The sequence below is a fragment of the Sorangium sp. So ce836 genome (assembly GCF_028553905.1).
GTDB lineage: Bacteria > Myxococcota_A > Polyangia > Polyangiales > Polyangiaceae > Sorangium > Sorangium cellulosum_D.
Genome location: NZ_CP102233.1, coordinates 3072547 through 3094301, shown reverse-complemented (window position 1 = coordinate 3094301; position 21755 = coordinate 3072547). Strand labels below are relative to the sequence as shown.

Below are 21755 nucleotides of genomic sequence, written 5' to 3'. Positions count from 1 at the left end.
CGTCCCATCCCCGACGTCTCCCTGCCCCGGCGTTCGCGCCCCCCACCGCTCCGGCCCCCCACCGCGCCCTCCCCGCTCCGTCGCCGCTCCTTCGCACGCTTCCCCGCCGCTTTCCCCACCGTCACGCCCGCCCGTCGTGGACTGCGCCCGTGATAGCCTCGCGGCCGTGCTTTCCCGAGCGCCCGTCCTTCTCTTGGTGGTCCTCATGGCGCTGGCCCTCGGCTGCGGCTCCCGCGAGCAGCTCGTCGGCCTGCCCGAGCTCGCGGACGCCGGGGGCGCCCCCGACGCACGGCCGGACGCGCCGGTGTGCCGGGAGGACGGGCTCCCCTGCGAGGGCGCGGCGGACTGCTGCAGCGCCGCGTGCGCGCGCGGGATCTGCGGCGGCGGCAGCTGCGCGCAGGACGGCGCGCCGTGCGCCGCCCCGGGCGACTGCTGCACCGGGCTGTGCGCCGAGGGGCGCTGCGGCGAGGGCTGCTCGGTCGACGGGGCGCCGTGCCAGAGCGCGGCGCAGTGCTGCACCGGGGTCTGCACGGGCGGAGCGTGCGGGCAGGGCTGCTTCCCGAGCGGGAGCGCGTGCAGCTTCGCGGGGCAGTGCTGCTCGCTCCGCTGCGAGGAGGGCGCTTGCCGCGCGCCGTGCATCCCGAACGGCGCGCTCTGCGAAGACGGCGACGCGTGCTGCAGCGGCGTCTGCCGCGGCGGCGTCTGCGGCCTCGCGTGTTCGCCCGACGGCTTCGGCTGCAACACGGGCGCGGACTGCTGTTCCGGGCGCTGCAACGCGGGCGTCTGCGGCGGCTGCAGCCCGGACGGGGAGATGTGCGGCTCGGCCGACGCGTGCTGCTCCGGCGTCTGTGACGAGGGCATCTGCGGGGGCCCGTCCTGCTCGCACGGGCCCTGCGCGATCGGCGCGCCGCTCGCGGCGGAGTGCGGCGGCTGCGCGGCGGAGATCTGCCGGTTCGACTCGTTCTGCTGCGACGCCAGCTGGGACGAGATCTGCGTCGGCGAGGTGACCGGGCTCTGCGGGCTGACCTGCAGCGACTGCGCCGAAGACGGCAGCCGCTGCGCGTCCGACGCGGCGTGCTGCAGCGGCGCCTGCGAGGACGGCGTCTGCCGGACGCCGTGCACGCCGGAGGGCGGCGGCTGCGCGGCCGACGCCTCGTGCTGCAGCGAGAGCTGCTTCGACGGCGCCTGCGTCGGCTGCCTGCCGAACGGGGCGAGCTGCGGCTCGGCGGAGCGCTGCTGCAGCGGCGCCTGCGATCCGGCCCTCGGGTGCGTGACCGAGTGCAGGCCCGACGGCCGGCCCTGCGCGGGCTCGGGCGAGTGCTGCAACGACAACTGCCAGAACGGCCTCTGCGGCGGGCCCGCCTGCCCGTCGGACGGGTCCGAGTGCGGGGGCTGCGTGGCCGGGAGCTGCTGCGCGCAGCTCAACCAGTGCCTCATCAGCGCCGCGTGCGCCGAGGACGTGGCGTGCTTCTTCGACTGCCTCGACGAGGGGAACGGCCCCGCGGTCTGCGGGTTCGAGTGCATGAACAGCCCGGAGACGTTCCAGCTGCTGCTCTGCGTGGGCAGGAGCTGCGGCGGCGGCACCTGCTTCTGACGCGGCGATGCGCGGGGCGATCGTGCGGGGCGCGATGGGAAGGGTGTCCGCGCTGGCGTGGGGCACGGCGGTCGCCGCGCGGCTCGCGGCGCGCGTCGTCGCCGCGGCGTTCGTGACGTCCGTCGTCGCCGCGCGGCTCGCGGCGCGCGTCGTCGCCGCGGCGTTCGTGACGTCCGTCGTCGTCGCGCCCGTCGCCGAGGCCGCGCCGCGCGATCTCGCGGTGGTCGGCCTGCTCGCCGATCTCGAGAAGATGGTCGAGGTGCAGCAGTCGCTCGGCTGGACGATCGACCGGTACGAGATCGACGAGATCATGTCGCCGGCGCTGATGAGCGTGTGCTCGACGACGGCGGAGACGCGCGCCGCCGCGCTCGCGGCGCTCGACCGACGGATCGTCGAGCTCGGCGGTCCCGTCGAGGAGGCGTTCCGGCGCCGCGGAGGAGACCTCGACGAGGTCGCGGATCTCCTGTTCGCGACGCGGGTGCGCGCGCTCCTCGCCGAGGCGATGCGCCGCGCGAGCGGCGCCGGCGATGCGCCGGCCGAGTGCCCGTTCTGGCTCCGCCCCGCGCCGGCCTTCCGGGGGCGCGAGACCGACGCTTACCGGACCACGCTCAACCTGGAGGGGGGCGGCATCGCGGTGCTCGAGGGCGCCGGCGGCAGGGTCCTCCCCGGCGCCGGCGGCTCGGCGCGGCTGCTGCTCGGCCGCGGGCTCGACGAGCGCTGGACGTTCCTGGCCGGCGGCGAGTTCGGCGGCACGGCGCAATTCGAGCAGACGGAGACGAAGACCCGCTTCCCCATCAGCTTCGTCGCCGCGCTGCCGATGGTGCTGCGGTACCGCGCCCGCACCTGGCACTACGAAGGCGAGCTCGCGTCGCTCGCGTACTTCACCCAGGACGACCTCCGCGTGAGCCCGGGGCTGCGCGCCGGCGCGCTGGTCGGCGTCTCCTCCCTGCGGATGCGGGGCATCATGCCCTGGGCCGGCCTCGGCCTCGCGGTCGAGCACGTGATCGAGACCCACCGTCGCCCCGCCCAGTGGAACCTTAAGGGCGGCGCCCGCGTCGGCTTCGACTGGGATTTCTGAGCGCTTCCGAGCGGGTTTGCGGCGCCGATCTGCCGCGCGCCTGACGCGCAATAGGCGCTTCCGCCGGGGTGAGCTACAGCAGATCCTGATTTCGATTCCGGTCCTCCCCGCCGACTTTCCGACCGGGAAAGAGGAAAGGCTGTGGCACCATGAGTCCACGAGCGAGCTCATGTCGAGAGAGCTCGGGGGAGGGCTCTATGCCGAGAGGCGAGACAGCAAAGGATACGTCCAAGCAGAGAAAGCGGGTCGGGAGCGGCGAGCGCGAGCAGCCTTCGCCTGCGACGTCCCAGGGCGAGGCCGGTCGGACGGCGTCGGGCAGGCGGACCAGGGCCGCGGCCGGCGGCGCGAGGAAGGCCGCGAGCCCGACCCGGCGCGCGACCCAGGCCAGGAAGGGGCCGCGCAAGGCGGGAGCGGGCGCCGCGGCGCGGCCGGGCACGGCGCGGAGCACCTCGGCGGGGGCGAAGGCCGGGACGAAGCAGCGGGCGGGCAGCGCGGCGAGGAAGACGGCCGCGGGCCAGACGAGCCGGCCGCGGAGCGCCGCCGCCAAGAAGGCGGCGACGACGCGGAAGCGGGCCGCCGCCGGCGGTACGGCGGGGCGCGCCCGGGGTGCGGCCGGGCCGTCGGCGGCCGGCGGGCGGAAGACGGCGGGCAAGGCGGCGGGCGCCAAGCGGGCAGCGCCGCAGCGTGGCAGCGCGGCGAGGCAGACGCCGTCCGCCGGGCGCGGTGGCGCGCGGCGCACGAGGTCGGCGCAGCCGCGCGCGCAGCGGGCCGGCCAGAAGCGCGCGACCTCCGGAAGGCGGACGCCGGCCAGCTGAGCCTCGGCGTCGGGCGCGCCGCTCGCCGCGGAGCGCCCGCCCGCGTTGTTCCCATCCACAGCGATACCCGCCCGGGGCTGCCCATCCAGCGGCCCTCGCCGAGGACTGTCGACCCCACAGGGCCGCCAAAGCCCCACAGGGCCGCCAAAGCCCCACAGGGCCGCCAAAGCCCCACAGGGCCGCCAAAGCCCCACAGGGCCGCCAAGGCCCCACAGGGCCGCTCATCCGAGCGATGCCCGCCCAGGGCTCTCTCTCGGGCAGCGCGGTACTCTGACCGAAAGCGCGGTATTCGGGGAACCGCCAAGGCGCCAAGGATGCCAATAATTATCAATAATTTCGCACACTTGGCGTCATTGGCCGCTCCATCCTCTGCGGCGCTGCCCGCGGTGAGCCCAGGGGTGCCCGCCCAGGTTGCCCCATCCCGGTTGGCCGAGCAGGGCTGCCCCGTCCCGCGGAGCCGATCAGGACTGCGATGACGCCGGGTCGCCGACCATGAGGACGACCCAGGTGGCGGTCAGGAAGTGGTACGACGTCCCGCCGAGGCCCGGAAGGGTCGCCTCGCCCCGCGCGCGCCGCGCGCAGAGCGGGCAGCCCGCGTCCCCGCGCCGGCCGATGAGGTACCGGCGCGAGGACGGCGGCAGAGACGCAGGACAGACCTGAACTTCATCGTCCTCCATCGCTCCGCACATACCCCCCATCTCGCTCTGCGGCGGAGGCGCGTCCGTGCGCCCGGTGCCGTGTACTGGCCCGATCGATCGCGGCGCGCGGCCGCCCTCGCGAGGCCCGCGCTCGATGGTCCGACCTGCAGCCGCTGGCGTAGGGCGATGCTGGACCATCGTAGGAATGCTCCTTCGGGCGAGCCGAAAACCAGCGACCCAGGCTCGGGATGTGGCGCCGCACTGCGGCCGAGATTCATCCTAGCAGGATCCCCGGACCATGCATGGATGACATTCCGTAGGTGCGTGGTGCTTCCCACCGCGACAGCCTCTTGTCTCTGCTGTCGTTCTCCTTGCCGTCTCTCTCTGCTCAATCGGTGTCGCGGCGCGGCGCGGGGAGCGGAGCGGCGGAGTGCCTGGCAGCGTGAGCCGCTGGCCGCTCGCGCGCAATGCGACGACCGACGCGACGAGGCGCGCGGGCGTCACGCGTCAGGCGCAGCGGAGCGCAGCAGGAGGTTCCGGAGGAGCGCTGCGGCGGGCCCCGAGGACCTCGGCGACGCTCGGCCGGGCGCGCGGCAGCGCGCGGGGGGCGACCGATCCCCGCGCGCCGCCGAGCACCGTTTGCGGACAGCTCGGGCGGGATACGACGCTCGTCAGGAGAACGCCGATGTCCGACGCTCGGCCCCGGCAGAGGGCTCCGGGGCCGCGCCGCGGATGAGAGCGTGCGGGCGGGGTCGACCGGAGCGCGTCACTGGGGGATGGGGACCTGCGGCTCCTCGTCGTCGGGCACGATGCAGGACGACAGGTCGAACAGCATGAAGAGCAGCGCCTTCTCCTGCGGGGTCAGCTCGTCCGTGGAACACCCCTCCGGGAAGGGCGGGCCCGTGAGGTCCCCCGCGGAGACATGGATGTCTGTGAACACCAGGCGTCCGCACTGTTGGTCTTCGTCGACACCGATGGGCGTGTTGAACGTGAAGTACTGGACCCCTGCCGGCTCGGGCTCGTTGTAATAGATCCACCGGGTCGAGATGCCCTCGGCCACGCCGTTCACCGTGTGCTGCGCCCCGTTGATCACGATCTCGCCGTGCACGGTCGAGGCCCCGACATTGACGAGCCAGTCCGCCAGGGCTTGCCCCTTCGGAAGCGCGGTGTCCACGAGCGCCGTGAGGGGGCTCACCGGGTCCTCGTTGAAGTTGTCCCAGACCGCCGTGTCCGGGAACGGCGCCGGCCCCCGCTTCAGCCAGTAGTTGTGCCAGTGGGAGGCGAACACGCGCCCGCCGAGCGAGGTGTAATCGAACAAGGCCTGGCGCGCCGTCTCCGGCTTGTCCGCGGCGTATGGATCGCCCTCGCAGGCGAGGATCACCATGTCGTACTGGCGCAGGGTGTCGACGGTCCCCCAGAGGCTCGTGGCCGACGTGAACTCCACGCCTTGATTGAGGCTGTCCGCAAACCGCGTCGTCACGGGGTGCCCCGCGTCGCCGCGGCCGGCGAACAGGTGGACCCGCCCCGTCCCGGTCTCCGGCGTGAACTCGCTCTCGTCGATCCCGAGCTTGTGCAACAGGCACTCAAGCGGATCGGCGCCGCCCGTCGTGAGGGCGATCTTGGGGATGTGCCCCTCCGCCTTGTTGCGCGGCAGCCGGATGGTCCCCGCCTCCGTCGCGGTGTCCTTGCATTTCTCGACCGCCGGGAGCGTGATCTCGCGCCGCCACTTGCCCACCTGGACGACGAGCGGGATGTCCTCGCCGACCGGCACGTCCTCCAGGACGAAGCTCCCTTTCGTATCGGTCAGCGCCGTCACGATGGGCGAGCCCGAGAGCGTCGCGCTGCATTGATCGCAGGTCGCGCCGTCGGTGAGGGGATCGAGCGGCTCATTGGGAACGTAGACAATCACGTTATAGAGGGGCAGTTTGCCCGAAGGGTCGTAGACGGTGCCGCTCACCGTGGTCTTCGCCCCGTTCTCGCACTGGACCTGCTGGCACTCGAGGCCCTCGCACGCGCCGTTTCCTCCCAGTCCCAGGCCGCCCCCGCCGACATTCGCCGGGAAGCCGCCGAAGCCGGTGCCGATCCCACCGCCGTCCCCGCCCGCGCCGCCAGGCCCCGCGCCGCCGGACGCCGGGGGCGCCGTGCCTCCCGTATCGCCGCAGGAGCAGCCGGCGACGACGCCCGGCGCCACAGCGATCGCAGCCATCAAGACTCCCGCCTTGCCCGACCAAGTCAACATTTAGAGCCTCCCGGGCGGTGCGAGCAAAGGTACCCTGCTGCCGCCCAGTCTCTATCGTAGGCCAGAGCGTAGAAATCGGGAAGTATGTCCGGCGAAGAGCAGGAATGAAGCGATAGTAGATTAAGGTAAGCCCTGATACCCCGAACTACCGACTCCGCGCAGGACGCGCACATCGCGGCGTGGGACAGATCGAACAGCGGATCTCCGCGCCTGCGACATGGTGGGCGACCCGATGCCACAGAAAATCGACGCGTGGGTCATTGGGATGGAGCGCGCCGCCAAAGCGGCTGCGCGCGACCGCGCCGCTGGCGACGCCGCCGCGCAGAGGCCGCGCGCGGGCGGCCCGGTCCGAGCGACCGGAGCGCCGGTTACCGCGGCTCGACCCGCGTCAGCCCGAACCAGAGCACGACGCGCCACCGCTCGTGCCACTTCAGCAGCACCGGCCCGATCGCTAGCCCGGGCGACGGGGTCCGCAGCTCGTCCTTGAGCGCGCTCACGGGCCAGGGGTTGCCGAACGCCTTCTCGCCGTAGGTCAGCGCGAGCGTCGGCTCGCCGTCGAGCTCCGAGGGCACGAGCTGCGCCTTGAAGCGGCACACCTTGCTCTCGCGGACCAGGTTCGTGCCGGAGTTGCCCCCGTGATCGAACTCGGTCCCTCTCCAGGGCATCCAGTCCGACGCGAGCGCCCTGATCAGCGGGCGCACCGCCAGGTGAACGCCGGCCGTAGGCTGCAGGGTGAGCAGGCGTCCTCGCGGCGCGTCGCCGAGCTCCGCCGGATCCGCCGGCTTCCCCGCCCGGTAGATCTGCCTCAACGCGTCGGGGTGCGCGCCGATGAGGCTGTCGAGGGAGGACACCTGGGTGATCATGCGGCGCCCGGCCGCCGCGCCTACGTTCTGGTCGCTCTGGGTGTTCATCGGGCCGCGTGGCATTCCACCGCGCCCGTCGAGGGTCAACGGCAACCGTCAGCGCATCAGCGCGCCTCGTCGCGGCTCGCCTCGCCGCCGCTCGCCTCGCCGCCGCTCGCCTCGCCGCCGGGCGCCGCGCGGGGCGCCGCGCCGCCGGGCGCCGCGCGGGGCGCCGCGCCGCGCGCGACGATGGCCTCGTACGCGCGGCGGACGCGCTCGGTGATGGCGCCGTAGCGCGCGAGCAGCTCCTTCGCGGCCTCGGCCCCGGTGCGGCCCCGGATGCCCGTCCGCCGCGCGAGGAGCGGGACCCCGGGCGCGTTCTCCTGGAGCAGCTGCGAGGCGTCCGCGTGCACGATGCGGATCCGCTGCTCCAGCTTGCGCAGGAACGCGTGGCCGTCCCGGAAGATCTCGGCGTGCGCGGCCGAGAGGTGTCCGGCCGAGGTGAGCGCGTCGATCGCCGCGAGCGTCTCGGAGGTCCGGACGCGCGGATCGGCGCCGTGGCGGATCTGCAGGAGCTGCACCGCGAACTCGATGTCCGCGAGGCCGCCCCGCCCGAGCTTGAAGTCGCGGCGGCCGCGGCGCTCGTGCGAGAGCTCGCGCTCCATGCGCAGCCGGAGCCGGTGGATCTCCTCGGCCATCCGATCGAAGTCGTCCGCCTGGAGGTACGCGGCCTCGTGCGCGATCGCGATCGCCTCCGCCCCGAGCTCCGGATCGCCGGCCGACGCGCGCGCCCGGATCAGCGCGAGCCGCTCCCAGATCGCCGCGCGCATGTGCCGCGCCCCGGGCGACGAGTCCGGCTCCGCTGGCGCCTGGGCCGCCCCGCCCGCGCGGCGGATACCGTGGTAGCGCGCGAACGCGTCGAGGGACGTGACGAGCAGCCCCTGGCTGCCCGACGGGCGCAGCCGCGTGTCGAGCTCGTAACCCGGGCCCGCCGCGTGCGACATGGAGATGAGCCGGATGATCTGCCGCGCGCGCCGCGCGTAGTAGGTGCCGGGGTCCGAGCCGGGCCCCTGATCGCCGGACGGCGCGCACGTCGGATCGAACAGGAAGAAGACGTCGAGATCCGAGCCGTAGCCGATCTCGCGCCCGCCGAGCTTGCCCATCGCGATCACGGCGAGCCCCCGCACCGGCTCCCCCGGCGGCGTCCCCAGCGCGAAGCGCGTCGCGGCCTCGAGCGACGCGTCGGCCAGGTCCGAGAGCGCGAGCGTCGCCTCGCGCGTGCCGACCTCGCCGCTCAGATCGGCGAGGCCGACCTCGATGGTGACGCGCGCCTTCGCGCGCCGGAGCGCGGCGATGAGCGCCTCCTCCGGATCGTCGTCCGGCGCGGCCTCGCTGAGGCTCTCCTCGATCGTGTGCCTGATCACGCCGGCGCTCGGCGCGCCGCGCGCGAACAGGACGACGTCGACGAGCTCGGGGTACCTGACCATCGCGTCGCCGATGAACGCGCTCGACCCGAGCGCCTCGACCAGCCTGCGGAGCGCGCGCGGATCGTCGCCGAGCATGCGCGCGTAGACGGCGGAGTGCCGGATGCGGGAGAAGCACAGCCGGAGGAAGCGCGCGGCCTGCTCCGGATCGGCGGCGTCGACGACCGCGGCGAGCAGCGTCTCCGCGAGCGACGACGACGCCTCGCGGCTGCGCGCGCCGAGCAGGCCATCGGGCTGGCGCGAGAGCTCGAAGAGGTCGTCGGCGACGTCGCGGAACCGCGCGGTCAGCGAGGCGGTCGCGCCCGGCTCCTGGGGCGCGCCGGCGGCCGGCGCGGCGAGCTCGGCGGCGCCGGCTTCGGCGGCCTCCGGCTCTCCCCCGGCGCCGCCGAGGAGGAGCACGGCGTGCTTCGCGAGCGCGTCGGCGAAGGCGTCGCGATCGCCGCGGTCGAGCGCGGCCATCGCCTCGATCCACCGCGACGGCCGGGTGCTCCCCTTCGGCAGGAGCGACAGGAGCCGCGCCTTGATCCGGCTCCGGCGCTGCTCGGTGTCGGCGAGGAACGCCGCGGCGTCCTCGAAGCGCAGCGTCCGGGCGAGGCGCTCCATCTCCGCCTCGCTGTCGGGGAGCAGGTGCGTCTGCACGCCGGTCGCGGACTGGACGGCGTGCTCCGCGCGCCGGAGCGCGAGGTACCCCTCCACGAGCTCCCGCCCTTCCCGATCGGTCACGTACCCGAGCGCGCGCAGGCGCCGCAGGCCGTCGAGCATGCCCTGCGCGCGCGCCCGCGGCTCGCGCCCTCCCCAGATGAGCTGCAGGGCTTGCACGAAGAACTCCGCCTCGCGGATCCCGCCGGGGCCGAGCTTCAGGTCGCGCGACGCGTCGTGCGAGAGCTCCACGCGGGCGCGCTCGACGAGCTCGATCATGTCGACGGCGAGCTGCGGATCGACCTGGCGCCGCCACACGAACGGGCCGAGCACGCCGAGCGCCTCGGCGCCGAAGTCGAGATCGCCGGCGATCTCGCGGGCGCGGAGCAGGGCGGCGCGCTCCCAGAGCCGGCCGAACGACTCGTAGTAGCGCTCGGCGGCGGCCAGCGAGTTGACGAGCGGGCCGCTCCGCCCCTCGGGGCGGAGCCGGAGATCCACGCGCCAGACGAACCCGTCCTCCGTGACCTCCTCGAGCGTCGCCGTGAGCCGGCGCGCGACGCGGGTCCAGAAGTCGTGCAGGGTGATCGACACGGCGCGGTCGCCGGAGGGGCCCACCTGCCCTTCGTCGGTGTCGTAGAGGTAGATCAGGTCCACGTCGGAGCCCGCGTTGAGCTCGTCGCCGCCGAGCTTCCCCATGCCGAGGACGACGAACTTCGATCGCGCGCCGGTCGCCGTGCGCGGCTCGCCGAACCGCGCGGTCACGGCCGAGACCGCCTCTGCGAGCGCGACCTCGATCGTGGCCTCGGCGAGCGCGGTGAGCTCGCGCGCCGTGACGTCGATGTCCGCGCCCCCCGCCGACGGCGGGAGCAGCTCGCGCAGCGCGATGCGGATCCGCTCCTCGCGCGCCACGCGCCGGAGCTCCCGCCGGACGCGATCGGCGTCGGAGACGTCGCCGACGCGGCCGCGGATCCGCGACAGGTACGTGGCGCGATCGCGGGCCGTCTGGTGCCCCTCCGCCGCGAGCCGCTCCGCGATGTCCGGATTTGCCTCGATGGTCGCGCCGATCGCGGGGTAGGCGGCCGTGAGGAGCGCCGCGATGGCGAAGGCCATCGTCCCCGGCGGCAGGCGGGGCGACAGCCACGCCGCGCGGTCCTTCACGCGTTGCTCGTCGATCGCGTTCGCGATCTCCAGGAGCCTCGAGACCTGTTGCATGGCGGGAGGCTAGCAAGACCCTGGGGTCGCGAACGCCGGTTCCGCAGCGCCCGACCGCCAGATTATCGCCCGGAGGCGTCACCTCGCGCCTTGGCGACGTCGCCCTCCGATCCTATGCTCGCCGGGTGCGATTGCTCTGCGTTTCGGATATCCACGGCCACGCCGACGCGCTCGCGGCGGTGCTGGCCACCGCCGAGCGCCGAGGCTACACCCAGCTCCTGGTCGCCGGAGATCTCTGCTTTCCCGGCCCGAAGCCGCTCGAGACGTGGCGCCGGCTGACGCAGGCCAAGGCGGTTTGCGTACAGGGCGTATCGGATCGCGCCCTGGCGACGCTGGACATCGAGAAAGTCAGGCCGCGGAGCGAGCACGAGCGGGCGCGGCTCGATCGCCTCGCCCAGACGCGCACCGAGCTCGGCGAGCTGATCCTCGCCCGGCTGGCGCGGCTCGCCCCGACGTACCGGCTGCCGCTCGAGGACGGCGGCGAGCTCGTCCTGGTCCACGGCTCCCCTGCGGATCCGCTGGAGCCGATCTCGCACGACATGACGGACGAGGAGGTGCTGTCGCTCCTCGGCGACGACCCGGCGGATGTCGTGATCTGTGGTGGCTCCCACGTCCCGTTCGATCGGATGGTGGGGGGCGTGCGCATCATCAACGTCGGCTCGGTGGGAGAGGCGCCGTGCTCGATGCGGAGCGAGGTCGACCGGGTGCGCGTCGGGGGGCGCCCTGCCGGCGAGCTTGTGCGCAGCGGGTCCGTCTCTTACGGGGCGGGGCACGCCGACGCGACGTTCATCGAGCTCCGGGCGGGCGAGCTCTGGGTCGAGCAGGTCGTGGTGCCGCTCGGCAGGGCGGCCTGAGCGCGCCGGGGAGCTGGAGCGACGGGCGCGCCGCGCCCGGAGCGCCCCGAAGCCACGCGACACCGCGCGAGGCGCTCGTCACGCATCGTACCAGGCGAGGAACAAGGCAAGGAACAGCGCGCGCGCCATGCCCTCCCGCTTGAACCTATATCAAGGATTTAGGATCATCCTGGGGGAGCATGGGCAGCTACTCCCCCGACGATGATTTCGAGGCCACGCGGGTGGCCAACGTTGGGGAACTCCAGAAGGAGCTCCCGGCGCGCTCGCCGAAGGATCGCGCCTACCTCATCGTGCTCGCCGGCTCGAACGTCGGCGAGATGTACCGGGTCGAGGGCGCGGAGATCGTGATCGGCAGGGCCTCCGGGACGACGATCCGGCTGAACGACGACGGCATCTCGCGGCGCCACGCCCGCCTGCTCCAGCTGGACAGCCAGGTGCTGATCGAGGATCTCAACAGCTCGAACGGGACGCTGGTGAACGGCGAGCAAGTGACGCGCGTCGCCCTGCACGACGGCGACAAGATCCGCCTGGGCTCGACGACGATCCTCAAGTTCACCTACCACGACCACCTGGACGAGTCGTTTCAGCAGCAGATGTACGACGCCGCGCTGCGCGACGCGCTCACGAAGGCGTTCAACAAGAAGTACTTCCTGGATCGGCTCGAGACCGAGGTCTCGTATGCCCGGCGGCACAGCGCGCACCTGTCGCTGCTCATGTTCGACGTCGATCACTTCAAGCGGATCAACGACACGTTCGGGCACCTCGCCGGCGACTACGTCCTTGCGCGGATCGCCAAGATCGCGAGCAACACGGTGCGGACCGAGGACGTGTTCGCGCGCTACGGCGGCGAGGAGTTCGGCATCCTGTGCCGCGGCGTGGCGCTCGAGAACGCGGGCATCCTCGGCGAGCGGCTGCGCCTGCTCATCGAGGGGTCGGTCTTCGAGCACGAGGGCGTCCGCGTGCCGACGACGATCAGCGTCGGCGTGGCGGCGCACCCCGTGGTCCCGGTGGAGAGCGGGCTCCAGCTCATCGCGGCGGCCGACGAGGCGCTCTACGAGGCGAAGCGCACCGGCCGCAACCGCGTGCTCCTGAAGTTCGGCCCGAAGCCGTAGGCCCGGCGCAGGGCGCGCGGCAGGTCGGCCGGCGCCGCCGCGGCAGCCGCGCCTCCGCGGCCGCGAGCGAACGCCGCGGCAGCCCGCCTCCGCGAGCGCGCGCCGCGGCCCCGGCGCGAGGCGCCGCCCCGCGCCTCAGTCGATCTTGAGGAGCTCCTTGACCTTGGCGATGACCTGCGGCGCCTGGATGGGCTTCGTGATGTACGCGTTCGCGCCGAGCTGCAGCGCGCGCTGGCGATCCTCCTGAGACCCCTCGGTGGTGATGATGATGATCGGGGTGTCCTTGTGGACCGGATCGGTGCGCACGCGCTTCACGAGCTTGAGCCCGTCCATGATCGGCATGTTGATGTCGGTGATGATCACGTCGTACTTGGTCGAGGCGAGCTTGCGGAGACCGTCGACGCCATCATCCGCCTCGGTGACGCGGAGGTTCTTCACGCGCGCCAGCGCGAAGACCAAGAGCTGCCGCATCATGGGCGAGTCTTCAACGATCAGACACGAGTACTCGGCCATGATCAGTCCTCCAGGTCCAGGAATGCCTGGACGCCGGGCACCTTCCGGCCGGCGTCGGTGAAGAGCCGCGCGTTGATGAGGGCGGGGGCGGCCTGGGCCCCGAGGAGCTTGAAGAGCTCGGTGTCCACGTTCACGAACTCCGTCTTTTGCGGGAGCGTGCCGAAGATCGCGATGACACCCACGGTGCGCCCGTTGAAGTCGAGCGGGATCACTGCCGCCGGATCCTCGATGCTCCCCTTGGAGACGTCCTTGGTCTCGTCGAAGAAGATTTCCCCCTTCGAGAATGCCTGGCCGACGACGCCTTCGGTCACCGGCATGCGCGCGATCTCCTCGACGGCTACGCCTTCGCTCGCGATCGAGACGAGCTCCTTACCATCGGGAGACGCCAGGTACACGGAGAAGGCGCCCGCCCCGAGGAACTGCGCCAGGAGCTCCTTCAGGTTGCGGAGGACATGGCGCACGTTGCGCGCTGCGTGCAGCTGCGAGAGCGCGACGTACAGGTTCGCCAGGTTCGCGAGCTCGCCCTCCGCCTCCGAGTAGCGGCTGTTGAAGCGGTCTGACGCCGCCACCATCCGCACCGACTGCGTCACGAGATCGCGCTTCTCCTGCTCGAGCTCCTCGATCTTGCGGAGCAGGTCGCGGATGGCCGAGTCGCTCGCGAGGTGTGCGCGCAGCTTGCCGTTCTCCGATTCGAGCTCGGTGATCTTGTCACGAAGGCGCTCGTTCTCGCGGAGGAGCTCCTCGGTCAGCTGCGCCCCCTTGCGGAAGAACTGCTGAATGAAGGCATCACGCTCCTTCTTCAGGTCCTCGGGGGGACGATCGCTCGGACGCCCTTTTTTCTCCGTCATTTTATCCCGGGGTTCTCCAGAGCTTCGGACCGTATCATGCGGGGCTGACCGGACGGAAGCGTCGAGCGCGCGCCGCCGGCGACGCCCGGACCCGCCCCCGCCACCCAGGGGGCGAGCGTCCGGCGCCTTGCCGCCCCGGCCGCCATCGATGACGTCGGCTCGGACGCGCTCACCCTACCTCGGAGACCGGACCCCCGCCCTCCCGGCCCACCCACCCCCGCCTCCATGACTACGCCTTCTCCATCTGCTTCAACAGCTTGGTCCACTGGCGCAGCTCCCGGCCGAGCAGCACAGGCGTCTTCCGGAGCGACGCGACGTCGCGCGCCCCGACGAGCAGCATGACCGCCCGGAGCTCCGCCTCGATGTTCTCCAGGTACCGCACCGCGGCGTCCCGTCCCCCCGAGACGAAGGCCTGGAGCACCGGACGCGCGATCCCGGCCGCATGCGCGCCGAGCGCGAGCGCCCGCGCGATGTCAAGACCGCTGGTGATGCCCCCGGTCGCGATGACCGTCTTGAAGCGAGGACGGATGGTGCGGGCGATGAGCACCGAGGCGGCCGTCGGGACGCCCCACTCGCGCAGGGTCTCCCCGAGGGAGCGGGCCGCGCCGCTGGCGCGCGCCGTCTCGACCGCGACCCACGACGTGCCCCCGGCGCCGGAGACGTCGATGTTCCGGACGCCGGCCCGGATCAAGCGGTAGGCGGTCCCCGGGCCGATCCCGCAGCCGGTCTCCTTCGCGACGACCGGCACGCTGAGGCCGTTCGCCAGCCGGCTCATCGCCTCCAGCGCGCCGGCGAAATCGCGATCGCCGCCGGGCTGGACCAGCTCCATCGCGGGGTTCATGTGGATGCAGAGCGCGTCGGCGCCGACCTGCGCGACGAGCTCGGCGACCGCCTCGGTCGACAGCGACCGCGCCTGCACGGCGCCGATGTTCCCGAGGACGAGGGTCGTCGGGGCGCGCTCGCGGACCTCGTACGAGGCGGAGGCGTCGCCGTTGAGCATCGCCCGCTGGCTCCCGAGGCCGAAGCCGTACCCGCGCTCCTCGGCGATCTGCGACAGCTCCCGGTTGATCGCCTGCGCGCGCTCGGTCCCGCCGGTCATGGCCGCGATGAGGAGCGGCGCGCGGAGCCGCTTGCCGAGCAGCAGCACCGAGGTGTCGATCGCGTCGAGAGAGAGCTCCGGCAGCGCGTCGTGGATCAGCTCGACCTGCTCCAGGAGCGTGGTCTTGGCCCGAAATCCGACATCCCCCGTGGCGCAGAGCTCGATGTGGTCCGCTTTCCGCTCGGAGATGTCCTTCGCCTCTTCCGTCATGGGAGCACAACTTTACGCGGTCGCTGACCGCCGTCGAAAAGGAAGTGGCATGGACAAAAAATCGACAAAAATCGCGCCCCGCGCTCCGCACCGGCGCGGGTCGCCGGCGCCGGTCCCCGCCCTGTTGCAGCGACCGCGCGACCGGCGCCCGGCCATGGCATAAACTAGCCGCATGGACCTCCCGGACGAACCGCAGATCCGCTGGATCCTTCGCACGACCTCCACGCTCCTCCAGCACGGCGCCGAGCCGGTGCGCGGGCTGGTGCAGCCGACGGCCGAGTTCTTCCCCGACCCCTACGACGGCTCGCCGAAGACGGTGGCCGCCCTGATGCTGCGGGTGCAAGAGCACGCGGGGCTCCAGGATCTGCCGGTGGATCTGGCGGTGGTCACGCCGGAGGGGCAGGCCAGCACCGTGAGCTGCTCGAGCGGCGCGTGCGGCGGGATGGCGCTCGACACGAAGCTCGAGCGGGTCGCCCGGCGCGACGACGGCGGGTACCGGGTCGCCCTCTCCGCGGGCGAGCTCCGCAACCCGACGGTGCTCACCACGGCGTTCGTGCGCGCCGTGTCGTTCATGTTCCTGAGCGAGGCCGGCGCCTTCGGCGCGCTCGCGCCGCCGGACCGCGATCCCGCCGTGGATCTCGCCGCCGTGCTGCTCGGCTTCGGCGTCCTCGTGACGAACGGCTCGTACCTGTACGCGAAGGGCTGCGGCGGCGTGCAGGTGCACTCGGCGACGAAGATGCCGGTCGACGAGCTCGCGCTCGCGCTCGCCGTCTACTGCCGGCTGCACGAGGTGCCCGACCGGGCCGCCGCGCGGCACCTCGACGTGACGCCGCGCGCCCACTTCGACGAGTCGGCGGTCTGGGCGAGCTCCAACATCGCGCTCGTCCGCATGCTGCGCGCCGCCCCGGATCGGATCGCCGCGGACGACTACGCGCTCGGCGAGTCGAGGAGCTGGCTCGCCCGCGCGCTCGGCCTCGGCAAGCGCCGGCCGGCGCGGACGGCTGAGGACGAGCTGCGCGAGCTCGAGCGAGATCTCGCGCCCGCGGCCGGCGCGGCGAAGCCGCGATCGTTGGATGAGGGCAAGGCGAAGAAGCTTGCGGAGATCCGTGCTCTCGTGGACGAGAGCCTAGGGAGCTGAATGAGCGTACGACTCTGGGACAAAGGGGGCGCGACCGACGCCCAAATGCTGCGGTACACCTCGCGCGACGACTGGCAGCTCGATCAGCGCCTGCTCGCCTACGACCTGCGGGCCACGATCGCGCACGTCCGCGGGCTCGCGCGGATCGGCGTGCTCAGCGAGACGGAGCGCGACGCGCTCGTCCGCGAGCTCGAGGCGCTGACGGCGCAGAACGAGGCCGGCGAGCTGCGGCTCACCGAGGACGACGAGGACGGCCACAGCGCGATCGAGGCGGCGCTGGTGGCCCGCATCGGCGACGCGGGCAAGAAGGTGCACACCGGCCGGAGCCGCAACGACCAGGTGCTCGTCGCGATGCGCCTCTACGAGCGCGACGCCCTGGACGAGCTCGCCGAGCACGCGGCGGCCGGCGCCCGCGCGCTGCTCGATCTCGCCCGGCGCGAGGCGGACACGCCGATGCCCGGCTACACGCACCTGCAGCGGGCGGTGCCGTCGTCGGTCGGCTACTGGGCCGCCTCGTTCGTCGAGGGGCTCGCCGACGCCGTCGACGTCGTCCGCGCGACGCGGGGGCTCGTCGATCGGTGTCCGCTCGGCGGCGCCGCCGGCTTCGGCGTGAACCTGCCGCTCGATCGCGTCGGCGTCGCGCGCGAGCTCGGGTTCGCCGGCGTGGCCCTGAACCCGCTGGCCTCCCAGACGTCGCGCGGCATCATCGAGGCGCAGATCCTCGCGGCCGCGTGGCAGGTCGTCGCCGTGATCCGCCGGCTCGCGTGGGATCTCAGCCTGTTCGCGATGAGCGAGCTCGCGTTCATCCGGCTCCCGGAGGCGTTCACCACCGGCTCCTCGATCATGCCGCAGAAGCGCAACCCCGACGTGGTCGAGCTCATGCGCGCGGCGTGCTCCGTCGTGCAGGGGGCGCTCGCCGAGGTGCAGTCGCTCGTGGCGCTCCCGTCCGGCTACCACCGCGATCTGCAGCTCACGAAGGGCCCCACGATGCGCGGCCTCGACGAGGCGCTCGCGACCTCGCGCCTCTTGCCGCGGCTCGTCGAGGGGCTCGCCTTCGATCGCGAGCGCATGGCCCGGGCGATCACGCCCGAGTGCTTCGCGACCGATCGCGCCGTCGAGCTCGCCGTGCAGGGCGTCCCGTTCCGCGAGGCCTACCGGAAGGTCGCGGCCGAGATCGCCGCGCTCCCCGCCGGCGACGCGGAGGCGAGCCTCCGCACGCGCGTGTCGCTCGGCGCCCCGGGCAACCTCGCGCTCGACGACCTGGCCCGCAGGCTGGAACGGAACGCGCGCTAGAGCGACGAACGGGTTGAATCTGCCTGAAAAGCGCAGAATTTCGAACCGGCAAGACGCCAAGAAGAGAATCCTTTCTTGGCATCTTGCCGGTTAATCTTTCGCTCGATCAGCGTGATCGGTGTTCTAGCGCCGCGTCCATCACGAGCCCGCGCCCGCGGTGCGCGGGAGATGTTGCAGGGCTGCCCGGCGCTGCCGACGAGCTAGCGCTGCCGGCGGAGCTCGCGGACGGCGCCCGCCTCAGCCACCAGCACGAGCGTCGCCATGTCGAGGAACAGGCCCGTGTCCATGACCCCGGGGATCTTGCGGATTCGCGCGTCGAGCGCCGCCGGGGCGTCGATCGGGCCGAACGCCGTGTCGAGGATCCAGTTGTGGTTGTCGGTCTGAAATGGATACCCGTCCGCGTTCTTGCGGATCGCCGGTTTGCCCCCGAGCGCCACCAGGTGCCGCGCGGCCGACGCGCTCGCGAAGGGCACCACCTCGATCGGGACGGGGACGCGTGAGCCGAGCTTCTCGACGAGCTTCTCGGGGGTCACGAGGATGATGAAGCGCGCGGCCTCGTAGGCCACCACGCGCTCGCGGAGGAGCGCGCCGCCGAGGCCCTTGATGAGGCCGAGATCGGGCGCCACCTCGTCGGCGCCGTCGACGGCGACGTCGAGGCGCTCGACCTCCTCGAACGGCAAGATCGGGATGTTCTCGCGGCGGGCGAGCGCCGCCGAGCGCTCCGACGTGGCGACGCCCTGGATCTGGAGGCCGCCGCGGACGCGCTCCCCGAGGCGCCGGATGAACGCCTCGGCCGTGCGCCCGGAGCCGAGCCCGAGCAACATCCCGCTGTCGATGCGCGCGAGCGCGGCTTCAGCGACACGATCCAGATCGGCAGGGTCCAGCGCCGCGATGGTCATGCGCTGCTCATCGGTCATCGCGGCCGCTAGCGCAACGGGATTTTGTCGATCTCGTCGAGCGGCCCCGGGCAGAGGGGCCGGAGCCGGCAGCCTTTGCACTCGGCGCCCGTCCAGATGGCCTCGAACGTCGCCTGCATCTCGTCGAGCAGGAGGTCGTCGTCCGTGAGCACGCCCGCCTCGAAGTTCCGCCGCCCCTCGCCCTTCGCCCCGAGCCCGGCGCCGGTGAGGTTCGCGGAGCCGAGGTACAGGAGCGCGCCGTCGACGGCGATCATCTTCAGGTGCACCCGCGGGCAGCGCCGCATCTCGATCGGCGGCCGGGGCCGGCGGCGGAGCTCGGCGCGGAAGGCGCGCGACGGGACGCCGGCGTGCAGCAGGCGCAGCTCGACCCCGCGGGCGGCGAGCGCGTCGAGCAGGTCGAGGAACGACATGTACCGGCCGCGCGCCCGCGCCCTCGAGCCGATGGGCGCCTCGACGCGCAGCTCCTTCACGTTGGCCGTCGCGATCCACACCGAGACGCGCGCGTTCGCGACCGCGCCCATCACGAGCGCGTCGTAGTGGGCCCTGTCGCGGAGGAGCGTCAGCTCGACCCGCCGCTTGATCTGCGTCCGTGGCGTCGCCTCCGCGTTGCGCGCCCGCGCGCGCGGGCGCGCCGGCCGCGGGCTCACGCCCGTTGACCGGCGCCGGCAGGCGCCTGCTCGAGCTCGAGGTGGACGCTGAGCAAAGCCCGGACGTCGTCCGGCATCGGGACCGACACCAGCTGCACGAGATCGGTGGTCACCACCGTGTGCCGGAGCTCGGCCGACAGCACGCCGTCGTGAGCGCGGACCATGCGGTACCGGAACGTGGCGCTCCGCCTGCCGAGATGGACGACCGACGTCTCGATCCGGAGCGCCTCGCCGTAACGCGCCGGCGCCGCGTAGTCGGCCTCGACCCGCACCGCCGGCAGCCCGATCCGCCGCTCGAGGATGAGCCGGGCGTAGCCTCCCTCGAGCGGCGCGAAGAACCGCTCCATCGCCTCGTGCGCGTAGCTGAGGAAGCGCGCGAAGAAGACGATGTTCGCGGCGTCGACGTCCTCGAACTTGATCGGGCGATCGAGGGAGATCATCGCGGCTAGGAGAGGTCCTCGGCGAGCTTCTCCAGGGTCGCCCTCCCGAGCGGCGCCTTCACCGAGTAGCGCGGGTGCGCGACCACGAGCGAGACCGTCGCCTTCCTGGCCTTGATCGCGGCCTGCGCCTCGGCCGGGAGATCCACCTTGAGGTAGTGCACCGCCGTCGTGCGGTCCTCCAGGACCGTCGCGTCGCGCTTGCCGCGCGCCTTCGCGGCGACGCCGTCGACCTCGAGCGTCACGGTGTCCTCGAGCCCGACCAGATCGACGAGCATCTGGTCGCGCAGCGCCCGGTCGGGGATCTCGACGAAGAGCGTCAGGCTGAGCTGCCCCTCCCCCGGGATGAGATCGTTGTACGTCTCGATCTCGTGGAGGATGCCGCTCTCGCTCGTGATGCGCTCGGTGCGCAGCATCTCCTGGATCTGGAACAGTACGGAGTCGCGGTTCTCGAACACCGCGGTCAGGTGGTCTCCGATCCGCACGCGGCGGGGCCGCTTCTCCTCGATGATGCGGCTGCGGAATCGCTCCCGGATCGCCTCATATTCGCCGATCCCGAGCACCTCGTTGCGATCGATGGGACGCATGACGGCTCCTCTCTTCGACGTCTCCTTCACGTCTCCTTACGTGTCCCTCACGACTTCGGCTCGATGTACGACGTCGGCCCGAGCCCGTACGCGTGGGCGAGCGCCTCGACCGGGTGCAGCACCTTCGCGCCGTTCTCCTTGACCATCCTGAGGCCGGCGAGGGTGCAGTCGCTGACGATGACGTCCGCGCCCGCGACGCCGCGCACGAGCTTCGACGCGTACTTGCGGCCGGTCTCGTAGTGCGCCGCCTTCATCCCCCAGGTGCCGTCCACGGCCGAGCACTGCTCGACGACGCGCACCTCGGTGTCGGGCACGACGCCGAGCACCCTGGCGCCGGGGAAGCCGATCTTCTGGGCCCGCAGGTGGCACGCGGCGTGGTACGCGATCGTGCCGAGCCCCCGCTTGAACTCGCGGTTGAGCTTCTTCTCGCGCCCGAGCTGGACGAGGAACTCCATCATGTCGACCGTCGCGGCCGCGACCTCGCGCGCCTCCGCCGTCTGCAGGTACTCGGGCCACTCCTTCTTCATCGTGTAGCCGCACGTCGGGCCGACCACGACGATCTTCCTGCCCCTGCGGACGTGCGGGAGCAGCAGCGCGACGTTCTGCTTCACCTTCGCGGTGAACGCCTCGAGATCGCCGCCGTCGAGGTTCGGCATCCCGCAGCACGTCAGCGCGTCGGCCGGGGCGTCCTGCGGATCGTCCGGGGAGGCGCAGCCGGGCACGTGCACCGCATAGCCGTTGTGCTCGAGCACGCGGACCGCGGCCTCGGGGACCCCGGGCGTGTTGAACTCGCCGTAGCAGGTCGCGAAGAGCACGACGGAGCCTTGCTCGCCGGCGTCCGCCGCGGCGCTGTGCTCCGCGAACCACGACGAGAACGGCTTGCGCGCCATCTCCGGGAGCGGGAACTCCGACGAGATCCCCGTCACCTTCTCCTGCACCTTGCGCAGCAGGCGGCTCGCCTGCACGAGGTTCGCGAGCGGCGCGGCGGGGCCGGAGCCGAGCGCGCCGATGAGCTGCGGCTCGCCGAGGATCCTGTCGACGAGCGGGATGCCCTCCCGCTGGGCGCGCACCGCGCGCTCGCGCGCGAGCACGCGCGGGAAGTCCAGGAGCTCGTAGGCGTGCTCGTCGGCGGTGTACGGGCACTTGATGTAACAGAGCTTGCACTGCCAGCACTCGTCGCCGATGGCCTTGAAGTCGTCGTAGGTGAGGGCCTCGGCGCCCTCGGCGACGCCGGCCTCGATGTCCCTGTCGACGCGGGCGAAGAGCTCGGGGAACGAGCCGCAGTACCCGACGCACATGCGGCACTCGTGACAGATCTGGAACGTCCGCCGCAGCTCGGCCTCGAGGTCGCGGGGATCGAGATATCGCTCGTCGCTCGGCGATGTCGCCGGCGGACGGTCTGGTGCACGCCGAATGACGCTCACGGGTCGGTTCCTCTCAACATCGTCTGGGAGTACGGGGCGAAGGGGCGGCTGGCCGCGCGGCGCGGCGCCGGACGGGCCGCGCTGGCAGCGGCGGCGCGTGCGCCCCGGGTCGAGCCGCCGGCGGCTCGGCGCGAT

Annotated in this window: 19 protein-coding genes; 7 read left to right on the top strand and 12 right to left on the bottom strand. The window is 72.6% G+C overall.

The genetic code is table 11. The annotated features are described in order from the left end of the window. Positions 1–205 precede the first annotated feature (205 nt). From NQZ70_RS11240 to NQZ70_RS11230, 3 genes are all read left to right on the top strand, one after another. Positions 206–1594: a hypothetical protein gene (locus tag NQZ70_RS11240; protein WP_129574221.1), complete on the top strand. Its 1389-nt coding sequence runs from the start codon at positions 206–208 to the stop codon at positions 1592–1594. Between the two features lie 34 nt (positions 1595–1628). After that, positions 1629–2672: a hypothetical protein gene (locus NQZ70_RS11235; protein ID WP_165373909.1), complete on the top strand. Its 1044-nt coding sequence runs from the start codon at positions 1629–1631 to the stop codon at positions 2670–2672. A gap of 197 nt (positions 2673–2869) precedes the next feature. After that, entirely contained in the window at positions 2870–3487 is a 618-nt protein-coding gene (locus NQZ70_RS11230) for a hypothetical protein (protein ID WP_129574220.1), read from the top strand. Between the two features lie 461 nt (positions 3488–3948). On the opposite strand, the gene NQZ70_RS11225 is transcribed toward NQZ70_RS11230, so the two are convergent. The 4 genes from NQZ70_RS11225 to glnE form a co-directional block, all read right to left on the bottom strand. Beyond that, positions 3949–4164 (bottom strand): hypothetical protein, encoded by a 216-nt coding sequence (locus NQZ70_RS11225; protein WP_129574219.1) that lies wholly within the window; start codon positions 4162–4164, stop codon positions 3949–3951. 727 nt (positions 4165–4891) lie between these two features. Then, a complete protein-coding gene (locus tag NQZ70_RS11220) occupies positions 4892–6331 on the bottom strand; it encodes a carboxypeptidase-like regulatory domain-containing protein (RefSeq protein WP_129574218.1) in 1440 nt (479 codons plus the stop codon). 401 nt (positions 6332–6732) lie between these two features. Beyond that, entirely contained in the window at positions 6733–7275 is a 543-nt protein-coding gene (locus NQZ70_RS11215; RefSeq protein WP_129574217.1) for a hypothetical protein, read from the bottom strand. A 56-nt stretch (positions 7276–7331) separates the two neighbouring features. After that, positions 7332–10541: a bifunctional [glutamate--ammonia ligase]-adenylyl-L-tyrosine phosphorylase/[glutamate--ammonia-ligase] adenylyltransferase gene (gene glnE / locus NQZ70_RS11210; RefSeq protein WP_129574216.1), complete on the bottom strand. Its 3210-nt coding sequence runs from the start codon at positions 10539–10541 to the stop codon at positions 7332–7334. Between the two features lie 125 nt (positions 10542–10666). Here glnE and NQZ70_RS11205 point away from each other — a divergent pair, with 125 nt between their 5' ends. After that, positions 10667–11395: a metallophosphoesterase gene (locus NQZ70_RS11205; RefSeq protein ID WP_129574215.1), complete on the top strand. Its 729-nt coding sequence runs from the start codon at positions 10667–10669 to the stop codon at positions 11393–11395. A 179-nt stretch (positions 11396–11574) separates the two neighbouring features. After that, positions 11575–12507: a GGDEF domain-containing protein gene (locus tag NQZ70_RS11200; protein ID WP_129574214.1), complete on the top strand. Its 933-nt coding sequence runs from the start codon at positions 11575–11577 to the stop codon at positions 12505–12507. Positions 12508–12642: 135 nt separating this feature from the next. Here the strand turns inward: NQZ70_RS11200 and NQZ70_RS11195 are convergent, their stop codons facing one another. From NQZ70_RS11195 to fni, 3 genes are all read right to left on the bottom strand, one after another. Then, positions 12643–13020, bottom strand: coding sequence for a response regulator (locus NQZ70_RS11195; protein ID WP_012234398.1), 378 nt, complete (start codon positions 13018–13020; stop codon positions 12643–12645). A gap of 2 nt (positions 13021–13022) precedes the next feature. Then, the gene (locus NQZ70_RS11190; protein WP_129574213.1) at positions 13023–13868 is read right to left on the bottom strand and encodes a GAF domain-containing protein; all 846 of its coding nucleotides are present in this window, start codon (positions 13866–13868) and stop codon (positions 13023–13025) included. 229 nt (positions 13869–14097) lie between these two features. After that, positions 14098–15177 (bottom strand): type 2 isopentenyl-diphosphate Delta-isomerase, encoded by a 1080-nt coding sequence (fni, locus tag NQZ70_RS11185; RefSeq protein WP_129574212.1) that lies wholly within the window; start codon positions 15175–15177, stop codon positions 14098–14100. Between the two features lie 172 nt (positions 15178–15349). Between fni and NQZ70_RS11180 the strand changes: the two genes are divergently transcribed. Together NQZ70_RS11180 and argH are read left to right on the top strand one after the other, a co-directional pair. After that, positions 15350–16315 carry a hypothetical protein gene (locus NQZ70_RS11180; protein ID WP_129574211.1) on the top strand — a complete coding sequence of 322 codons (966 nt, stop codon included), beginning with the start codon at positions 15350–15352 and terminating at the stop codon, positions 16313–16315. Continuing rightward, positions 16316–17608 (top strand): argininosuccinate lyase, encoded by a 1293-nt coding sequence (gene argH / locus NQZ70_RS11175; protein ID WP_129574210.1) that lies wholly within the window; start codon positions 16316–16318, stop codon positions 17606–17608. Between the two features lie 200 nt (positions 17609–17808). Here the strand turns inward: argH and rpiA are convergent, their stop codons facing one another. Genes rpiA through NQZ70_RS11150 form a run of 5 tightly spaced genes read right to left on the bottom strand, consistent with a single transcriptional unit; the run spans position 17809 to position 21620 of the window. Next, positions 17809–18507: a ribose-5-phosphate isomerase RpiA gene (rpiA, locus tag NQZ70_RS11170; RefSeq protein WP_129581283.1), complete on the bottom strand. Its 699-nt coding sequence runs from the start codon at positions 18505–18507 to the stop codon at positions 17809–17811. A 26-nt stretch (positions 18508–18533) separates the two neighbouring features. Then, entirely contained in the window at positions 18534–19172 is a 639-nt protein-coding gene (locus tag NQZ70_RS11165; protein ID WP_129574209.1) for a phospholipase D family protein, read from the bottom strand. Continuing rightward, the gene (locus NQZ70_RS11160) at positions 19169–19612 is read right to left on the bottom strand and encodes a thioesterase family protein (RefSeq protein ID WP_129574208.1); all 444 of its coding nucleotides are present in this window, start codon (positions 19610–19612) and stop codon (positions 19169–19171) included. The genes NQZ70_RS11165 and NQZ70_RS11160 overlap by 4 nt, the downstream gene beginning before the upstream one ends. Before the next feature lie 5 nt (positions 19613–19617). Beyond that, positions 19618–20196, bottom strand: coding sequence for a DUF3501 family protein (locus NQZ70_RS11155; RefSeq protein ID WP_129574207.1), 579 nt, complete (start codon positions 20194–20196; stop codon positions 19618–19620). A gap of 47 nt (positions 20197–20243) precedes the next feature. Next, positions 20244–21620 carry a heterodisulfide reductase-related iron-sulfur binding cluster gene (locus NQZ70_RS11150; RefSeq protein ID WP_129574206.1) on the bottom strand — a complete coding sequence of 459 codons (1377 nt, stop codon included), beginning with the start codon at positions 21618–21620 and terminating at the stop codon, positions 20244–20246. Positions 21621–21755 lie beyond the last annotated feature (135 nt).

Excerpts from the sequence above, each read along its gene's own strand:
- NQZ70_RS11240 (WP_129574221.1), top strand. The coding sequence starts at position 206 with ATGGCGCTGGCCCTCGGCTGCGGCTCCCGCGAGCAGCTCGTCGGCCTG.
- NQZ70_RS11235 (WP_165373909.1), top strand. The coding sequence starts at position 1,629 with ATGGGAAGGGTGTCCGCGCTGGCGTGGGGCACGGCGGTCGCCGCGCGG.
- NQZ70_RS11230 (WP_129574220.1), top strand. The coding sequence starts at position 2,870 with ATGCCGAGAGGCGAGACAGCAAAGGATACGTCCAAGCAGAGAAAGCGG.
- NQZ70_RS11225 (WP_129574219.1), bottom strand. The coding sequence starts at position 4,164 with ATGGAGGACGATGAAGTTCAGGTCTGTCCTGCGTCTCTGCCGCCGTCC.
- NQZ70_RS11220 (WP_129574218.1), bottom strand. The coding sequence starts at position 6,331 with ATGGCTGCGATCGCTGTGGCGCCGGGCGTCGTCGCCGGCTGCTCCTGC.
- NQZ70_RS11215 (WP_129574217.1), bottom strand. The coding sequence starts at position 7,275 with ATGAACACCCAGAGCGACCAGAACGTAGGCGCGGCGGCCGGGCGCCGC.
- glnE (WP_129574216.1), bottom strand. The coding sequence starts at position 10,541 with ATGCAACAGGTCTCGAGGCTCCTGGAGATCGCGAACGCGATCGACGAG.
- NQZ70_RS11200 (WP_129574214.1), top strand. The coding sequence starts at position 11,575 with ATGGGCAGCTACTCCCCCGACGATGATTTCGAGGCCACGCGGGTGGCC.
- NQZ70_RS11195 (WP_012234398.1), bottom strand. The coding sequence starts at position 13,020 with ATGGCCGAGTACTCGTGTCTGATCGTTGAAGACTCGCCCATGATGCGG.
- NQZ70_RS11190 (WP_129574213.1), bottom strand. The coding sequence starts at position 13,868 with ATGACGGAGAAAAAAGGGCGTCCGAGCGATCGTCCCCCCGAGGACCTG.
- fni (WP_129574212.1), bottom strand. The coding sequence starts at position 15,177 with ATGACGGAAGAGGCGAAGGACATCTCCGAGCGGAAAGCGGACCACATC.
- NQZ70_RS11180 (WP_129574211.1), top strand. The coding sequence starts at position 15,350 with ATGGACCTCCCGGACGAACCGCAGATCCGCTGGATCCTTCGCACGACC.
- argH (WP_129574210.1), top strand. The coding sequence starts at position 16,316 with ATGAGCGTACGACTCTGGGACAAAGGGGGCGCGACCGACGCCCAAATG.
- rpiA (WP_129581283.1), bottom strand. The coding sequence starts at position 18,507 with ATGACCATCGCGGCGCTGGACCCTGCCGATCTGGATCGTGTCGCTGAA.
- NQZ70_RS11160 (WP_129574208.1), bottom strand. The coding sequence starts at position 19,612 with ATGATCTCCCTCGATCGCCCGATCAAGTTCGAGGACGTCGACGCCGCG.
- NQZ70_RS11155 (WP_129574207.1), bottom strand. The coding sequence starts at position 20,196 with ATGCGTCCCATCGATCGCAACGAGGTGCTCGGGATCGGCGAATATGAG.